Annotated in this window: 14 protein-coding genes; 8 read left to right on the forward strand and 6 right to left on the reverse strand. The window is 47.3% G+C overall.

Going from position 1 to position 16,812, the window contains the following annotated elements; genetic code table 11:
• Nucleotides 1-15: 15 nt before the first annotated feature.
• From sufD to QM717_RS07225, 5 genes are all read right to left on the reverse strand, one after another.
• On the reverse strand, nt 16-1,332 hold the full coding sequence (gene sufD, locus QM717_RS07205; RefSeq protein ID WP_415036321.1) for a Fe-S cluster assembly protein SufD: 1,317 nt from the start codon (nt 1,330-1,332) through the stop codon (nt 16-18).
• The gene (gene sufC / locus QM717_RS07210) at nt 1,332-2,078 is read right to left on the reverse strand and encodes a Fe-S cluster assembly ATPase SufC (RefSeq protein ID WP_091144945.1); all 747 of its coding nucleotides are present in this window, start codon (nt 2,076-2,078) and stop codon (nt 1,332-1,334) included. The genes sufD and sufC overlap by 1 nt, the downstream gene beginning before the upstream one ends.
• 111 nt (nt 2,079-2,189) lie before the next feature.
• A complete protein-coding gene (gene sufB, locus QM717_RS07215) occupies nt 2,190-3,647 on the reverse strand; it encodes a Fe-S cluster assembly protein SufB (RefSeq protein WP_415036323.1) in 1,458 nt (485 codons plus the stop codon).
• A gap of 133 nt (nt 3,648-3,780) precedes the next feature.
• Nucleotides 3,781-4,059 carry a four helix bundle protein gene (locus tag QM717_RS07220; RefSeq protein ID WP_415036325.1) on the reverse strand — a complete coding sequence of 93 codons (279 nt, stop codon included), beginning with the start codon at nt 4,057-4,059 and terminating at the stop codon, nt 3,781-3,783.
• A 34-nt stretch (nt 4,060-4,093) separates the two neighbouring features.
• Complete coding sequence (locus QM717_RS07225; protein ID WP_415036327.1) at nt 4,094-4,423, reverse strand: HesB/IscA family protein; 330 nt, start codon at nt 4,421-4,423, stop codon at nt 4,094-4,096.
• Between the two features lie 265 nt (nt 4,424-4,688).
• On the opposite strand from QM717_RS07225, the gene QM717_RS07230 reads away from it, so the two are divergent.
• The 5 genes from QM717_RS07230 to QM717_RS07250 all read left to right on the forward strand — a co-directional run bounded on the left by QM717_RS07230 (nt 4,689) and on the right by QM717_RS07250 (nt 13,142).
• Complete coding sequence (locus QM717_RS07230; RefSeq protein WP_415036329.1) at nt 4,689-5,546, forward strand: MBL fold metallo-hydrolase; 858 nt, start codon at nt 4,689-4,691, stop codon at nt 5,544-5,546.
• Between the two features lie 160 nt (nt 5,547-5,706).
• Nucleotides 5,707-8,139: a TonB-dependent receptor domain-containing protein gene (locus QM717_RS07235; protein ID WP_415036331.1), complete on the forward strand. Its 2,433-nt coding sequence runs from the start codon at nt 5,707-5,709 to the stop codon at nt 8,137-8,139.
• Nucleotides 8,140-8,150: 11 nt separating this feature from the next.
• Nucleotides 8,151-9,473, forward strand: coding sequence for an alpha/beta fold hydrolase (locus QM717_RS07240; protein WP_415036332.1), 1,323 nt, complete (start codon nt 8,151-8,153; stop codon nt 9,471-9,473).
• Nucleotides 9,474-9,582: 109 nt separating this feature from the next.
• Nucleotides 9,583-11,181: a S8 family peptidase gene (locus QM717_RS07245; RefSeq protein WP_415036334.1), complete on the forward strand. Its 1,599-nt coding sequence runs from the start codon at nt 9,583-9,585 to the stop codon at nt 11,179-11,181.
• A gap of 62 nt (nt 11,182-11,243) precedes the next feature.
• On the forward strand, nt 11,244-13,142 hold the full coding sequence (locus tag QM717_RS07250) for a M1 family metallopeptidase (RefSeq protein ID WP_415036336.1): 1,899 nt from the start codon (nt 11,244-11,246) through the stop codon (nt 13,140-13,142).
• 74 nt (nt 13,143-13,216) lie between these two features.
• On the opposite strand, the gene QM717_RS07255 is transcribed toward QM717_RS07250, so the two are convergent.
• Nucleotides 13,217-13,471: a hypothetical protein gene (locus QM717_RS07255; RefSeq protein WP_415036338.1), complete on the reverse strand. Its 255-nt coding sequence runs from the start codon at nt 13,469-13,471 to the stop codon at nt 13,217-13,219.
• Between the two features lie 331 nt (nt 13,472-13,802).
• On the opposite strand from QM717_RS07255, the gene rnpA reads away from it, so the two are divergent.
• From rnpA to QM717_RS07270, 3 genes are all read left to right on the forward strand, one after another.
• Nucleotides 13,803-14,177, forward strand: coding sequence for a ribonuclease P protein component (rnpA, locus tag QM717_RS07260; protein WP_415040089.1), 375 nt, complete (start codon nt 13,803-13,805; stop codon nt 14,175-14,177).
• 185 nt (nt 14,178-14,362) lie between these two features.
• Nucleotides 14,363-16,000, forward strand: a complete 1,638-nt coding sequence (locus QM717_RS07265) for a S41 family peptidase (protein ID WP_415036340.1) — start codon at nt 14,363-14,365, stop codon at nt 15,998-16,000.
• The gene (locus tag QM717_RS07270) at nt 15,997-16,812 is read left to right on the forward strand and encodes an OmpA family protein (RefSeq protein WP_415036342.1); all 816 of its coding nucleotides are present in this window, start codon (nt 15,997-15,999) and stop codon (nt 16,810-16,812) included. The genes QM717_RS07265 and QM717_RS07270 overlap by 4 nt, the downstream gene beginning before the upstream one ends.

A 16,812-nucleotide genomic window follows, 5' to 3' on the forward strand; every position in this document is an offset into this window, starting at 1 on the left:
AAAGCGCCTTAAAAATCACAAATCAAATCCCATATTCACGCCCAATTTCATCGCGATGATCTTGGTGATTCTTTGCTTGAGTTCGGGAATCCTGATGCTTTCGATGACTTCGTTCGAGAACGCATACATGAGCAATGCCTTGGCTTCTTTCTGCGGAATCCCGCGCGATTGCATGTAAAACATCGCCTTGTCGTCGAGCTGCCCGATGGTACAGCCGTGTGAACATTTGACATCGTCGGCGAAAATTTCGAGTTGCGGCTTGGCGTTGATCGTGGCCTTGTCGCTGAGCAAAATATTGTTGTTTTGTTGGAACGCGTCGGTTTTCTGCGCCTCTTTTTCGACGTAGATTTTGCCGTTGAAAACCCCGGTCGAACGGTCGCCGAAAATGCCCTTGTAATTCTGGTGTGATTCACAATTCGGTGTGGCATGGTGTACCAAAGTATAATGGTCCACGTGCTGTTTCCCCTCTATAATCGTGATGCCTTTCAAGGTCGAATCGATGCGCTCGCCTTCATGGTAGAAATTGAGGTTGTTGCGCGTCAGGTTTCCACCAAACGAGAAAGTATGTACCGAAACATTCGTCTGGTCTTTCTGTGAAATATAAGTGTTGTCGATCAGCGACGCCTCGAGGTTGTCGTTCTGGATCTTGTAATAATCGACGATTGCGCGTTTCCTCGCGAAAATCTCGGTCACCGAATTAGTCAGCACCGGGTTGTCGTTGAGGCTTTGGTGGCGCTCGATGATCTGCACGTGCGCATTCTCATTGACAATGATCAGGTTGCGTGGCTGTACCAAAAGTGCTGCCTCGTTCCCAGTCGAGAAATTGATGATTTCGATCGGTTTGTCAACGACCTTGCTTTTGGGGATGTTGATGTAGGCGCCTTCCAGTGCAAATGCCGTGTTGAGCGTCGTCAGGCTTTCGTCCTTGCTCGCGACCTTGTTGAAATATTCATCGATGACCATCTTGTATTTCGGTTTGGTCAAGGCCGATGACATCAGGCAAACATCGAGTCCGTCGTGTGTCGTAGAGGACAAAAACGAGCTGAATTTCCCGTCGATGAAAATGACTTTATACGTGTCGATTTCGTGCAGGAAGTATTTCTTGACATCGGCGAATTCAACCGCGCTTTCGCTTTTCGGGAATACGCTGAAATCGTTTTTGAGCACCGCATTGAGCGACGTGTATTTCCAGGCTTCTTCCTTTTTGGTCGGGAAGCCTTTGGTTTCGAAGTTTTTGATGGCTGAAGTGCGGACATCGTGCAGGTCAGAATGCACGTCGACGCTTTCTTCAAACGCCATGAAAGACGAAATTAATTTTTCCTTGAGTTCCATTAATTCTCGTTTTTGATCCAGTCGTACCCTTTTTCCTCAAGTTCGTACGCAAGTTCCTTTCCGCCCGATTTGACGATTTTTCCATTGTACAATACATGGACAAAATCCGGCACGATATAATCCAAAAGCCTTTGGTAGTGCGTGATGACAATCACCGCATTCTTGTCGCTTTTGAGTTTGTTGACGCCGTTGGCCACGATTCTAAGCGCATCGATGTCGAGTCCTGAATCGGTTTCGTCGAGGATGGCGAGTTTAGGGTCGAGCATCGCCATCTGGAAAATCTCGTTTCTTTTCTTCTCGCCGCCCGAAAAGCCTTCGTTCAACGAACGCGACATGAATTTTCGGTCGATTTCGAGCAGTTCCGATTTTTCGCGGATCAGTTTGAGCATTTCATTGGCCGGCATTTCCTCGAGTCCCTTGGCCTTACGGCTTTCGTTGATGGCCGTCTTCATAAAGTTCGTCACCGAAACACCCGGAATTTCCACCGGATATTGGAACGACAAAAACACGCCTTTGTGCGCGCGCTCCTCGGGTGCCAATTCTGATAAATCTTCGCCGTCGAGGATGACTTCGCCCTCGGTCACTTCATAGTTTTCGTTTCCGGCGATCACGGCCGAAAGCGTGCTTTTCCCGGAACCATTCGGTCCCATGATTGCATGCACTTCACCCGCATTAACCGTTAAATTAATGCCTTTGAGAATATCTTTGTCTTCTACTTTTGCGTGTAAATTCTTGATTTGTAACATTCTAAATGAGAAAATGAGAGAAGGAGAGAATGAGAAAATTCAATCAATCCCATATTTATATTTTATTTTTTTTCTGTTTTCTAGACATTATCTAATTGACCAATCGTCTAATTATCCTACTGAACCTTCAAGAGAAATTTCTAGTAATTTTTGCGCTTCGACGGCAAATTCCATCGGCAATTTATTGAGTACGTCTTTGCTGAATCCGTTCACGATCAAGGCGATTGCTTTCTCGGTCGGGATGCCGCGCTGGTTGCAATAAAATACCTGGTCCTCCCCGATTTTAGACGTTGTCGCCTCGTGTTCGATTTTGGCCGAAGGGTTTTTCGATTCGATGTACGGAAACGTATGTGCACCACAGTTGTTGCCCATCAAGAGCGAGTCGCATTGCGAAAAGTTCCTCGCGTTTTCGGCACGGGCCGAAATCTGGACGAGTCCGCGGTAACTGTTCTGCGATTTTCCGGCAGAGATTCCTTTCGAAATGATGGTCGACTTGGTGTTCTTGCCGAGGTGGATCATCTTGGTTCCCGTATCGGCTTGCTGGAAATTGTTGGTCACGGCAATCGAATAAAATTCGCCCACCGAATTGTCGCCTTTCAAAACACAGCTTGGGTATTTCCAAGTCACTGCCGAACCGGTTTCGACCTGTGTCCACGAAATCTTTGCGTTCTTTTCGCATAACCCACGTTTGGTCACGAAATTGTAGACGCCGCCTTTTCCTTCCTTGTTTCCGGGATACCAGTTTTGTACGGTCGAATATTTGATTTCGGCATCGTCGAGCGCGATGAGTTCGACGACGGCCGCGTGCAATTGGTTTTCGTCGCGGCTCGGTGCGGTACAGCCTTCGAGATAGGAAACATAGCTTCCTTCATCTGCAATGACGAGCGTTCTTTCGAATTGACCGGTTCCGGCTTGGTTGATGCGGAAATAGGTTGACAATTCCATCGGGCAACGCACGCCTTTGGGGATGTAACAGAACGAACCGTCGGAGAAAACCGCCGAATTGAGTGCTGCGTAAAAATTGTCTTTTTGTGGCACAACCGAACCGATGTATTGCTGAACGAGTTCGGGATGTTCCTTGATCGCTTCGGAAATCGAACAAAAAATGATGCCTTTCTCGGCCAACGTCTTTTTGAAAGTCGTCGCCACGGAAACCGAATCCATCACGATGTCAACGGCCACACCGGCCAACACCTTTTGTTCGTCGAGCGAGATGCCGAGTTTCTTGAACGTCTCGCGCAATTCGGGGTCGACCTCATCGAGGCTGTTGTATTTGGCTTTTTTGAGTGGCGCCGAATAATACGAAATCGATTGGAAATCGGGTTTATCGTAATGCACGTTGGCCCAATCCGGCTCGGTCATTTCGGTCCAGGCGCGAAACGCCTCGATGCGCCAATCGGTCATCCATTGTGGCTCCTCTTTCTTTTGGGAAATGGCACGCACAATGTCTTCGCTCAGGCCAACGGGAAACGTATCCGACTCGATGTCGGTGTAGAATCCGTATTCGTATTCCTTGTTTTCGAGTTCGATCTTGAGGTCGTCCTCGGTATATTTGTTTACTGTTTTCATTAATTAATTTAATGATTGAAAAAATTTAAAGATTAAAAGATTGCATTATTCTTTAATTTTTGCGCTCAGGTATTTAATGAAATTTGAAAGATTTTGAGAAATCTCAATAGTCATATCGTATCCTTGCTTAATTTCATCTGATGTTAAAAGCCAAGTTCTTTTGATAGTATAAGTAAGCTTCTAACTTCAGCGCAACTTCCCTTTGACATTTTAAAAACCTGACAAATTGTTTGTTATTGTTGTATTCCGATCCTTCGGCAATATTGTTCGTTATCGAAATAGTGGCTCGCTTTATTTGATCCTTTATTGCGAATTCTTTCTCAAATTCTTTTCTATTCAATAATTCAAAAATTAATTTGGTCAATACAACCCCTTTCTTGTAAACATCGAATTCCTCGAAAGATGTCGTCATAATCTTTTAATTTTTAAATCATTAAATTTTTCAATTATAAAGAAAATGATTCCCCGCAACCGCATGTTCGGCTCGCGTTCGGGTTGTTGAACACGAAACCTTTGCCGTTGAGCCCGCCAGAATATTCCAAAATGGTGCCGGCCAGGTACAAAAACGATTTTTTCTCGACCGCGATCTTGACATCGTTGTCTTCAAAAACCTTATCGTTCTCGCCAAGCTGCTTGTCGAATTTGAGTTCGTAGGACAAGCCGCTGCAACCGCCGCTTTTGACGCCCACACGAACATAATCTTTAGCCGCATCAAAGCCGTCTTCCTTCATCATGTCGACGATTTTCTTGCTGGCCGTATCTGATACTTTGATCATTGCTATATTGATTTAGTCTAAATGAACCGCAAAGATACATTATAAAAAGCTTTTAGCCGCATCGAGTAACATTTTTATAACGAATACGGTAATAGAATTTGGCTATTTGCGAATTATGCAATCGGGAATTCGTAAATTGCGGAAGATTTTGAGGTTATACGGATGTTTGCGTTAGGGATTGAAGCAAGGTGCCGCGCACCGCGAAAAGCCCGGGCCGCAGGCAACGCCCCACTCATCATTGACAACCCAATAATTCATTATTCTCATGAAACTTTACCCGATAATGGCCGGCAATTTCAAGCTCGACGGCGGAGCGATGTTTGGCGTAGTGCCCAAAACGATCTGGAACAAGACCAATCCGGCCGACGAAAATAACCTCATCGATATTGCCGCGCGCTGTCTTTTGATTGAGGACGGCAACCGCTTGATTTTGATCGATACCGGTATGGGCGACAAGCAATCGGAGAAATTTTTCGGGTATTATTCGCTTTGGGGCGACGATTCGATCGACAAATCCTTGGCGAAATATGGTTTTTCGCGCGATGACATTACGGATGTGTTCATGACGCATTTGCATTTCGACCATTGCGGCGGCAGTGTGCAGTGGAATTCGGACCGCACCGGTTATGAGGTCGCGTTCAAAAATGCCAAATTCTGGAGCAACGACAACCATTGGGATTGGGCGACGAAACCGAATCCGCGTGAAAAGGCGTCGTTCCTTTCGGAAAATATTTTGCCGATGCAGCAGTCCGGCCAGCTTTCCTTTATTGCCCGCCCGCAGGGCGATTTTTTGAAAAATTCGGAACTGGGTTTCGGGATTTTTTTCGCCGACGGCCATACCGAGAAGATGATGATTCCGCAGATCCAATACCAGGACAAGACGATTTGCTTCATGGCCGACCTGTTGCCGACCGCGGGGCATTTGCCGTTGCCCTATGTGATGGGTTATGACACGCGTCCGTTGTTGACGCTTCCGGAAAAGGCCAAATTCCTGACCGAGGCCGCCGATAAAAATTACTATCTGTTCCTCGAACACGATGCGCACAATGAAATCATCACGGTCGAAAATACCGAGAAAGGTGTGCGGCTCAAGGAAGTCTTCCGTTGCGACGAGATCCTGTAGCGGTTTTAAATTTTAACATTTCGCAATTGTAACTATTTTTTTAGTTGGGCTACTCATTGCTAAAAATCCCTGAAAAGCAATTTTTTTGGATTCATGTATTTGATATATCAATTATTGATTAGTCACAATTAAAACATCAACCACGCGAAAAACCAATCACATGTTAAAAGTTATTCACTTCGTTACTTCTTTCCTGCTCATCTTATTTGCTACGATGGCTTCGGCGCAAACCGATAAAATCAGTATTTCTGGGCAATTGCAATCGGCTGACGGCAATGTTTCGGATGCCGTTGTCTATTTGCTTAGCGGAACCAGTCAATCGCTGGTCAAAACCGAATACACCGATGCCAACGGGAATTTTACGTTCCAGCACATCGCCAAGGGCAGTTATTCGATCCGGATGACACAAAACAACAAAACGATTTATTCCGGTACTGCATTTGAAGCCAGCACCGATGTAAACTTGGGCTTACTCTCTGCCGATGTGAATGCCAAGCAACTCGAAGAAGTGACCATCGTCAAGGCCCGCCCATATATCGAACGCCAGGACGGCAAAACGATACTCAATGTAGAAAACAGCATCGCGGCCGTGGGTTCTTCGGCTTTTGAGGTTTTGGAACGCGCGCCCGGTGTCAATGTCGATGCCAACGACAACATCAGCCTGCGAGGCCGCTCGGGAATTATCGTGCAGATCGATGGCAAGCCGACGCCGATGAGCGGCACCAACCTGGCGAATTACCTGCGCGGCATCCCGTCTGGTTCGGTGGAGAAGATCGAATTCATTACCAATCCGTCCTCGAAATACGACGCGGCCGGCACCTCGATCATCAACATCAAGATGAAGAAAGACAAACGCAAAGGTACCAACGGAAGCGTATCGGTCGCGGCCGGTCATGGGAAATACGTCAAGAGCAACAACAACTTGAGTCTGAACCACCGCAATAAAAACGTCAATCTTTTCGGCAATTACAGTTTTGCGTACCGCGAAGGTTTCAGCAAATTGCTGCTCGATCGCAAATTCTACGAAGGCGATGCCTTTAACAGTGCTTTCGAACAGAACAACAACCTCAAGATGAATTTCCGCAACCACATCGCGCGGCTCGGGATGGATTATTTTGTCAACGACAAACACACGATTGGCGTCCTGGTCAGCGGCGTCAACAACCGTTTCGATCCGACGGGCAGGAACAATTCCGAAGTATACGATGCGACCGGAGCACGGGTTTCGAATTTCCAGACCGAGAACCATTCGCACGACAAGTGGCACAACTATTCGGCGAACCTCAATTACAAATTTGTGATCGATACGGTCGGCACCGAATTCACGACCGACCTCGATTTTGCGAGCTACGGCAACAAAACCGAGCAGAATTTCGACACGACTTACCGCAATTACGACGGCAGTGCCGCGCCCAATCCGTACCGTTTGTTCGGCGACCTCAATGGCGATTTGAACATTTATGCGATCAAGAGCGATTTTGTCAAAACAATCAACAAAATCAAGTTCGAAACCGGAATTAAGTCGAGTTATGTCAAGGCCGACAACAACCTCAAGTATTACAACCGCAGTTCGGGAACCGATGTGTTCGACCCATCCAAAAGCAACCATTTCATCTACAAGGAAAACATCAATGCGGCCTACGTGAATGCGTCGAAGGCATTTGGCAAATGGAATGTGCAGCTCGGGCTGCGTATCGAAAATACGAACATAGAAGGCGAACAGCTCGCCTACAATTCCACGTTCGATGACAGTTACACCCAGTTGTTCCCGAGCGCACTGGTTTCGTATGCGGTCAACGACAAAAACAGTGTGGAATTCAATTACAGCCGTCGCATCCAACGCCCGAGCTATGACCAGCTCAACCCGTTCCGTTTCTACCTCGACCCGACCACCTACAAGGAAGGCAATCCATTTTTGACCGCACAGACGACGCATTCGATCGAACTCACGCACGTGCTGAACCAGAAAATCTACACGACCTTGAGCTATTCGCGTACCGAGGACAACATCACCGAAACGATTTCGCCTTCGCAAACCGAGGCACAGGTGACCATCCAGACCAACCGGAACCTGACTTCGGTCGATATTTATGGCCTGTACCTGATTGTGCCGACAGCCGTGACCAAGTGGTGGGATTCGACCAATAATTTCAATTTTTACGTGGCGACTTACAACGGAAATGTGGCCAACACCCCATTGTCGAATGCCGGGAATTTCACCTGGAATGTGAGTTCAACCAACAACTTCAAGCTCGGCAATGGATTTTTTGCCGAACTCGGCGGCGAATACCGTGCGAACGAACGCTATGCCTTCGACAAGATCGAACCGATCTGGTTCATGAATTCGGGCCTACAGAAAAAATTCAAGAACAAGAGTTCGCTCAAAATCGCCATGACCGATATGTTCGGCACCAACCGCATCAAGGCCAAGGTCAATTTTACGGGTTATGAAGAACACTTCAGGGTAAGCCGCGATACGCGTGTGGTGACCTTGTCCTACACTTACAATTTCGGAAACGGAAACGGTGCCGCGCGCAGAAGAACCGGCGGTGCCGACGACATCAAGCAACGCGCAGGCCAGTCTAACGGATAAATTTTACGATTATGAAAAGAATCATTGGGTTATTCATTTGTGTATTCTGCTTTGGGAATGTATCGGCGCAAATGCCGTTAAGGAAAGCCTTCATTGGCATCCAGGGCAAGGCGGCCGACGGCGGGATCAAGATCGACACGGTTTTCGCGAATTCGACGATGGCCAAACTCAAGCTCAAAAAGGGCGACCTAATCCAATCGGTCAACGGGAAGCCTACGCCAACACTGGAATTGTACGGCGCAACAGCGGGCCAAATCCGAACCGATGATAAAATCTCGGTTACTTATTTGCGCAATGGAAAATCTTCGTCCGTATCGACCAAAGCGGTCATGAAACCGTACGAGACTTCACCCATTGCCGACATCACCTACGACTGGGTCAAGTTCAGGAACGGTTACCTGCGCACGATGACCTATAAACCCAAAGGAAAAACGAACGTGCCCTGCATCCTGCTCATCCCGGGCTATGGCTGCGGCAGCATCGAAAACTACAGTAAAAGCTACAACGGAAGGTTGATGGATGATTGGATCCGGAGTGGCTTTGCTGTAGTCACTATAGAAAAATCGGGGCTCGGCGACAGTTTTGGCTGCGAACCTTGCTCGGAAGTCGACATCCAGACCGACATCGACAGTTTCAACGAAGGCTACAAATACATGGAAAAACTCCCGTTCGTGGACACTTCCAAATTGTTCATCTGGGGGCATTCGATGGGCGGCACGATTGCGCCCGAGATTGCCAAATTGCTCAATCCGAAAGGCGTGATGGTTTTTGGTTGCGTGTTCCGTCCGTGGAGCGAATTCTTGCTCGAAATGCACCGCGTACAGAAACCGCTTCTTGAAAATTTAACTTATCAGCAGACCGAAGATTTTACGCGCACCATCCACCAAATCTATTACGAATTTTTTATCCACAAGAAATCGCCGGCCGAACTCGTCCAAATCCCCGAATTTAAAGAACTGACGATTTCCGAGCTCGGCTACAAACCCACGAGCAACGACATGTGGGGCCGCCACTGGAAATTCTGGCAGCAGATCGATTCGCTCGACATGGCCAAAAGTTGGAGCGAAGTCAAATGTCCCGTACTGGTCTTGCACGGCGGTACCGATTACGAACAATGTTCGCTTGTGGAGCCGATGATGATCGAGAAAACCGTCAACGAAAAACACCCCGGGAATGCCCTATGGATCACGATTCCCGACCTCGACCATTTTATGATGAAAAGCAAGGATTGGCCCGAAGCGGTCAAAAATTTCCGAGACGGCCAATATGCCAAGGGAAATTTCAATACCAAGATTGCCGATGAAACCGTGAAATGGCTCAAAACGCAAATTTGACACTTCGAATGCGTTGATTTTCAAGCTCCCGTATAAATTATTGTTAATTATTATGGGATTTGTAACAAAGACGGACTATTTTTGACCAACTCAAAAAATAAAAATCTCGATGAAATTAAGACCGATTTACCTGGCTGCCTCTGCATTGGTGGTACTTACCGGATGCGGGTCGTCAAAGATGATCGCCACCGATCCTGAAAAAATTGACAAAGTTCCCTTAAAAATAAGCCCGATCAAAGAAAGCGACCTCCAACGCTGGAGCCACCTGGATTTGGTCAAGGATACCATTCCGGGAATGAGCGTCGACAAGGCTTATAAAGAATTGATCAAAGGAAAAAAAGGGGCCAAGGTCATTGTCGGTGTAATCGATTCGGGAACCGATATCACACATGAGGATTTGAAATCGGTCATCTGGACCAATACCAAAGAAATTCCAGGAAACGGCATCGACGACGACAAAAACGGCTATGTCGATGACATCCACGGATGGAACTTCCTCGGGGATTCCGCCAATGAAAACCTAGAGATGACGCGCATCGTCAAAAAAGGCGATGACGGTTCCGCACAATTCAAACAGGCCAAGGCCAAACTCGAAAAAGAGTTGCAGGAAGCGCAAGGCAACAAGCAACAAGTCGATTTTATTTTCAAGGCCAACAAAGCCGTAGCCGATTACCTCAAGAAAGAAAACTACACGCTCGAGGAAGTCAAGGCCATCCAAACCACCGATCCTTCTTTGGGCCAGAGCAAACAGGTCATGATGAGCGTGATTGGGCAGACTGGACCCGATTTCAACGAGGAGTTGAACGCCTATAAAGATCAAGTGTACGACCAACTCAACTACAACCTCAACACCCAGTTCGACGGACGCAAGGTCGTGGGCGACAATCCAGATGACCTCAAGGACAACAAATACGGCAACGGCAACGTGATGGGGCCTGCCGGTTCAGACATCGTTCACGGAACACACGTCGCGGGCATCATTGCCCAGGTTCGTGGCAACGGCAAAGGCGGAGACGGGGTAGCCAACAACGCGCAAATTCTTGTGGTACGTGCCGTCCCGAATGGGGATGAATACGACAAAGACATCGCACTCGGCATCCGTTATGCGGTGGACAATGGTGCCAAGGTCATCAATGGCAGTTTCGGTAAAGCATTTTCACCCCATAAGGAATGGGTGCTCGATGCCATCAAATACGCGGCCAGCAAAGACGTCTTGATTGTACACGCAGCCGGCAACAGCGGGTTGGATCTCGATTTGCCCGAAAACGAAAATTACCCGAACGATTCATACGACCTCAAAGCCGAAGTATCCGATAACTTCCTGAGCATCGGCGCCCTGAATACCACTTATGGTTCTGGAATGGTGGCCGGTTTCTCGAACTACGGCAGCTTCAATGTAGATATCTTCGCCCCGGGCGCCAAGATTTATGCGACCGTCCCGAACAACAAATACAAATACGAACAAGGCACCTCGATGGCCTCGCCTAATGCGGCAGGTGTTGCGGCCCTGATCCGTTCGTATTATCCTGATTTGACTGCAGCCCAGGTCAAGCAAATCATCATCGAATCGGGAACACCGATTAACACCGTGGTGACTTTGGGCGAAAGCCACGAAAAGCGTCCGTTTACGAATGCCTCCAAATCGGGCAAGTTTGTCAACGCCTACAACGCTTTGCTCATGGCGGCCAAAATGTCGAAAAAGAAATAAGATCATTTTATAATTTTAAATGGAAGGGACACAAAACCCTTCCATTTTTTTATCTCAATCCTATGAAATCAATCAACCGTAGCATCGTTTTATTGGGTCTTTTGATGGCTGGAACCGTTAGTGTTTCGGCACAAGATGGTTATTGGCAACAAAAAGCCGATTACAAAATGGATGTGGTCGTCGATGCCAAAAACTACCAGTACAACGGCAAGCAGCAACTCGTCTACACCAACCATTCGAACGATACCTTGCGCAAGGTTTTTTACCACCTGTACAACAATGCATTCCAACCCGGAAGCGAAATGGACGCGCGCCTGCAGGCGATTTCCGATCCCGATCGCCGCATGGTCACGACCGAAAAAATAGACGGCAAGGAAATCAAGACCAGCCGCATCAAGATGCTCAAGCCCAATGAAGTCGGTTACCTCAAAATTTCGAATTTCAAGCAGGACGGCATCGAGGCCAAGACCAAAGTGGCCGGAACAATTCTCGAAGTAACGTTGGCACGACCTATCCTGCCGCATGCCCAGACGACTTTTACGCTCGATTTCGACGGACAGGTACCGGTACAAATCCGTCGTTCGGGAAGGAATAACGCCGAAGGCGTCGAATTTTCGATGGCGCAATGGTATCCGAAAATTGCGGAATTCGACTTTGAAGGCTGGCATGCCGATCCGTACATCGGGCGTGAATTCCATGGGGTTTGGGGCGATTTCGATGTCAAGATTACGATCGACAAGGAATACGTTTTGGGTGGCTCGGGCTATCTGCAAAACAAGAATGAAATCGGACATGGCTACCAGGACAAAGGCGTAACGGTGACCTATCCGAAGAAAACCAAGACGTTGACCTGGCATTTCATCGCGCCGATGGTTCATGATTTTACCTGGGCGGCAGACAAGGAGTACAACCACGATGTGTATCCCGGACCCAACGGCGTCGAATTGCATTTCCTGTACAAAAACAACCCGAAATACAACGACAACTGGAAAAAATTGCAGCCCAAGACCGCGCAGCTCATGGAATTCTACAACAAAAATGTGGGCAACTATCCGTACAAGCAATACTCGGTGATCCAGGGCGGCGACGGCGGAATGGAATATGCGATGTGTACGCTGATCCTCGGCAATGGGGAATTCGACGGTTTATTGGGCGTAACGGCGCACGAAATGGCGCATTCGTGGTTCCAGCATGTATTGGCGACCAATGAATCGAAACACGGCTGGATGGACGAGGGTTTTACTTCTTTCCTCGAAGACAGCGGACTCAATGCAATTGCCGAGAAGAAAGTCGAGAATCCGTATGCCGGTGCTTATCGCGGCTATTATTTCATGGTCGATTCGGGCAAGGAATTGCCGCAATCGACCCATGCCGATCGTTTCGACGACAACCGCACCTACAGCATTACGTCGTACAGCAAAGGCGAAATTTTCCTCGCGCAATTGCAATATTTGATCGGAAAGGAAAATGTGTGGAAAGCCCTGCGCAAGTATTTTGCCGATTTCAAGTTCAAACATCCGACGCCGAATGACATCAAACGCAGCGCCGAACGTGTTTCTGGGGCTGAGCTCGATTGGTACCTGACCGATTGGACCCAAACCACCAACACGATTGATTACGGCATCAAGGCCATCAACGAAAATGGAAACAAAACCAACATTATTCTTTCGAGAAACGGCCGCATGCCGATGCCGATTGACCTGATGGTGGAATACACCGATGGTACGAAGGAATATTTCTACATCCCGTTGCGCATGATGCATTTCGAGAAACCGAATCCGTATCCGCAAATCAAACGCACGGTTTTAAGTGACTGGGCCTGGGCGTATGCGACTTATGAACTGACGATTGACAAATCGAAATCGGCAATCAAATCGGTGGTCATTGACCCAAGCGGTTTAATGGCCGATGTCAAACCCGCAGACAATGCGGTTCCACCGATTGAAAAAGAAAAGAAATAGTTTTTATTTACACCAAATGAAAAAGCCTCCTGAAATTCGGGAGGCTTTTTCGTAAAAACTAATTTCGAGCTAGTTTAATTTTCTTTTGTAGCTTCTGCTTTCTGCTTTTTATTAGCTGCTTCATTAGCTGGTACGGTAGTAGTTGTCGTTGTTGAAGTAGCGGTACCGTTATCCGCTTTTTTCTCAACAGTAGTGGTCTTTTGTTCGGTGGTCCCGTCTGCTTTTTTCACTTCGGTAGTGGTGGTCTGCTCTTTTGTTTTGGTCTTGGCCTCTTGGGCCGTCGCGCAAACTCCTACGAGTAACATTGCGCTCAAGAATAAATTTTTCATTTCTTTAATTTTTTGTGATTAAATAACTGTTGTAAACTTGTTGTTGTTGTAAAATAAATGTTGTTGTAAATGACTAGGGATTTTCAATTATAATGCCGGGACCGGATTGGGCAAATGCTCCCTCCGCATTAGCCTTGTTGCAATTAACTGTTTGTCAATGATTTCAAGGGCTTATGATAAATCTTACCGGATTTTATCCTGTGTTTTGTACCGCTTTCCACAGTGTGGATTTTGTGGAAACAGTGTGGAATGCTTCTGTTAAAAACTGTGGAAACAATTAAAATAAACAGAATTGAGCCGTACTTTGTACCTTTGCCCCGCAGTCAACGATATGGCCTTTACTTATCCCAAAAACGAAAAGCTCAAAAGCAGGAATACCATCGATGCCCTTTTTACCGAGGGTAAATCGGTGTCGAAATTCCCATTGCGGCTGGTTTACCTTCCGGTAGAGGCAACCGAAGGCGAAAAAATAAAAATGGGCGTTTCGGTTTCGAAGAAATATTTCAAGAAAGCCGTCGATCGCAATTATTACAAACGTGTGCTGCGCGAATGCTATCGTTTGAACAAACACCTGCTGTTGGAACACCTCGACAAACCTTACGCCATCATGTTTTTGTACCAAACCAAAGACCGTTTGGACTTTGCCGAAATCCAGGCGAAAACCATCCAGTTGTTTGAAAAATTTGCTGCCGAAACCAAGCCGTAAATCTTTTACAAAAGCACATACTTTTTGGTTGTCCTTTTGCGTTTTAGCTGTGCTTAATTTTTGCTTTTGGCTGAATTTCAAGTTTCTTCCTCGGTTTGCCTTATATTTCGCCTATAATTCTTATTTTAGTCGCCCTTATCTTTGTGCTCAGGAAAAGATTCAGAAGAAAGAAAACACTATAGGCTATGCACACTTTTTTGAAAAAACGGTTCGTCATTCCGGTTCTCGCAAGCGGATTTTTATTCATTGGCGTCAGTTTCAGGGAAGATTTTTTTGAAGTCGCCAAACAAATCGAGATTTTCACGACCCTGTTCAAGGCCGTCAACAGCAACTATGTAGACGAAACCAATCCGGGCGAACTCATGGACAAGGCAATCAAGAGCATGCTCGCCGACCTCGATCCGTATACGAATTACTTCAACGAACAGGATGTTGTCAAGTTCAAGATCAACAACACCGGCGAATACACCGGAATTGGCGCCATGATCACGCGCAAGGAAGGCAAGCTCATCGTCAAGGAACCCTACAAGAATTTCCCTGCCGACAAGGCCGGACTCAAGGCCGGGGATGAAATCATCCAGATCGGGGACGTATTGTTGTCCGATTTCAAGGAAGATGCCTCGCAGCTCATGAAAGGATCAAAGAACACCAAAATCGACATCAAGTACATCCGCCAGGGCAAGACGCTTGCCACTCAGATCGTGCTCGATGAAGTGGAAATCAATGCCGTTCCGTTCTTCTCCAAAATCGACGACAAGACCGGTTATATCGTACTTACGCAGTTCAACCGAAAAGCCTCGCTCGAAACCAAGGAAGCGCTCGAAAAACTCAAGTCCCAGGGCGCCGAACGCATCATTCTCGACTTGCGCGGCAATGGCGGCGGATTGCTCAACGAAGCGGTCAACATCTGCAATTTGTTCGTTCCGAAAAACGAAGTCATCGTGACGACCAAATCAAAAATCGAAAAACACAACAATACCTATAAAACCTCGCGCGAACCGATCGATACCGAAATCCCGCTCGTGATTCTGGTCGATGGCAAAAGCGCCTCCGCTTCGGAAATCGTGGCCGGTGCATTGCAGGATCTCGACCGTGCTGTGATTGTGGGCAGCCGCAGTTTCGGGAAAGGACTCGTACAGCGTCCGGTCGATTTGACTTACGGCACGCAAATCAAGATCACGATTTCAAGGTATTACACGCCTTCGGGCCGATGCATCCAGGCTTTGGATTATACGCACCGCGACAAGGACGGCAAGGCCATCCGTACTGAAGCGGCCAAATACAACGCGTTCAAGACCAAAAAAGGCCGTACGGTTTATGATGGTGGCGGTATTTTGCCCGATGTCGAACTCGAAGAAACCAAGCTCAGCACGATTGCCGACGCCGTGGTCAAGAACGACGGCATTTTCAATTATGTGACCAGTTATTATTACAAGAATCCGAACCTCGGCACCACAATTCCGACGGTGACCGATGCCGATTTTGCCGAATTCAAGGCGTTCCTCAAAAAGCAGAATTTTGCTTTCGATACCGAAACCGAATTGGCGCTCAAAAATACTTTGGCCATCGCCAAGAAGGAAAAAATCGACGCTTCGATCATGGCCGAATACCAACAACTGTTGGGCGCCTTGCAAAAGAACGACGAGAACCAACTCAACCAAAACCAGAAGGAAATCAAGAATTTGATCCTAGACGAAATCATCAAGAGATACCAGTACAAAGAAGGTTTATACCAATATTACACCAAAAACAATTCGGAAATCAAAAAGGCGGTTGCGATCTTGAACAACATGCCCGAATATAACAGGATCCTCAAAATATGATTCGATTTTTAAAGTTGCTTCCGCTGCTGTTTTGCGGAATGATCTACGCGCAAGAAGAACTCGTTCATTCGGTTTATTTTGAATTCAACAAATACAGCTTGGATGAAAACCAGGGCAACGCCGCGGTCCACTTCATCAAAACCACCGATTCCACGCGAATCGAATCCATCCAGATTTACGGTTACACCGACGACATCGGCAAAGATGCCTACAACTACAAGCTCTCGACCAACCGCGCCAACACCATCCAGGAAAAGCTCGTCAAAAGCGGCATCAAGAACAAAATCATCGTGACCATTGAAGGCAAAGGCCGCATCCTGATTGAAGACGACATGGTCGAAAACCTGCCCGAGAAACGATCCAAAAACCGCCGCGTGGACATCGTGATCAATTTGAAACCATTGCCCAAGATCGAGATTCCGGGTTTTTTCACGACCATCCAGAAAAACCACGTCATCGGCGACCACATCTACCTCGAGAACCTATTGTTCGAACGCGGCAGCAGCAAACTGACTTTCGAGGCCAAGACGCAACTTGACAAGATTGCCAAATTGCTCATGAAATACAAGACGCTCGAGTTTGAAATCCAGGGGCATGTATGCTGTACACCGCCTTATCAGAAAGAAGCGATCGATTTGGCCACGCGCAAGAGAAACCTTTCCTCTAACCGCGCCGAGGCTGTATTCAAATACTTGGTGTTCAAAAAAATCCCAAAGAAACGCATGACGTTCAAGGGCTACGGAAACACCGTCCCGTTGGGCAAAGGTTCCGAATACGACCGCCGTGTGGAATTGGTCGTCACCAAAATCTAA

Source organism: Flavobacterium sp. (genome assembly GCF_047602195.1).
In the GTDB taxonomy this organism is placed as follows: domain Bacteria; phylum Bacteroidota; class Bacteroidia; order Flavobacteriales; family Flavobacteriaceae; genus Flavobacterium.

Excerpts from the sequence above, each read along its gene's own strand:
- QM717_RS07265 (WP_415036340.1), top strand. The coding sequence starts at position 14,363 with ATGCACACTTTTTTGAAAAAACGGTTCGTCATTCCGGTTCTCGCAAGC.
- sufB (WP_415036323.1), bottom strand. The coding sequence starts at position 3,647 with ATGAAAACAGTAAACAAATATACCGAGGACGACCTCAAGATCGAACTC.
- QM717_RS07230 (WP_415036329.1), top strand. The coding sequence starts at position 4,689 with ATGAAACTTTACCCGATAATGGCCGGCAATTTCAAGCTCGACGGCGGA.
- QM717_RS07240 (WP_415036332.1), top strand. The coding sequence starts at position 8,151 with ATGAAAAGAATCATTGGGTTATTCATTTGTGTATTCTGCTTTGGGAAT.
- QM717_RS07255 (WP_415036338.1), bottom strand. The coding sequence starts at position 13,471 with ATGAAAAATTTATTCTTGAGCGCAATGTTACTCGTAGGAGTTTGCGCG.
- rnpA (WP_415040089.1), top strand. The coding sequence starts at position 13,803 with ATGGCCTTTACTTATCCCAAAAACGAAAAGCTCAAAAGCAGGAATACC.
- QM717_RS07220 (WP_415036325.1), bottom strand. The coding sequence starts at position 4,059 with ATGACGACATCTTTCGAGGAATTCGATGTTTACAAGAAAGGGGTTGTA.
- QM717_RS07235 (WP_415036331.1), top strand. The coding sequence starts at position 5,707 with ATGTTAAAAGTTATTCACTTCGTTACTTCTTTCCTGCTCATCTTATTT.
- QM717_RS07225 (WP_415036327.1), bottom strand. The coding sequence starts at position 4,423 with ATGATCAAAGTATCAGATACGGCCAGCAAGAAAATCGTCGACATGATG.
- QM717_RS07270 (WP_415036342.1), top strand. The coding sequence starts at position 15,997 with ATGATTCGATTTTTAAAGTTGCTTCCGCTGCTGTTTTGCGGAATGATC.
- sufC (WP_091144945.1), bottom strand. The coding sequence starts at position 2,078 with ATGTTACAAATCAAGAATTTACACGCAAAAGTAGAAGACAAAGATATT.
- QM717_RS07250 (WP_415036336.1), top strand. The coding sequence starts at position 11,244 with ATGAAATCAATCAACCGTAGCATCGTTTTATTGGGTCTTTTGATGGCT.
- QM717_RS07245 (WP_415036334.1), top strand. The coding sequence starts at position 9,583 with ATGAAATTAAGACCGATTTACCTGGCTGCCTCTGCATTGGTGGTACTT.
- sufD (WP_415036321.1), bottom strand. The coding sequence starts at position 1,332 with ATGGAACTCAAGGAAAAATTAATTTCGTCTTTCATGGCGTTTGAAGAA.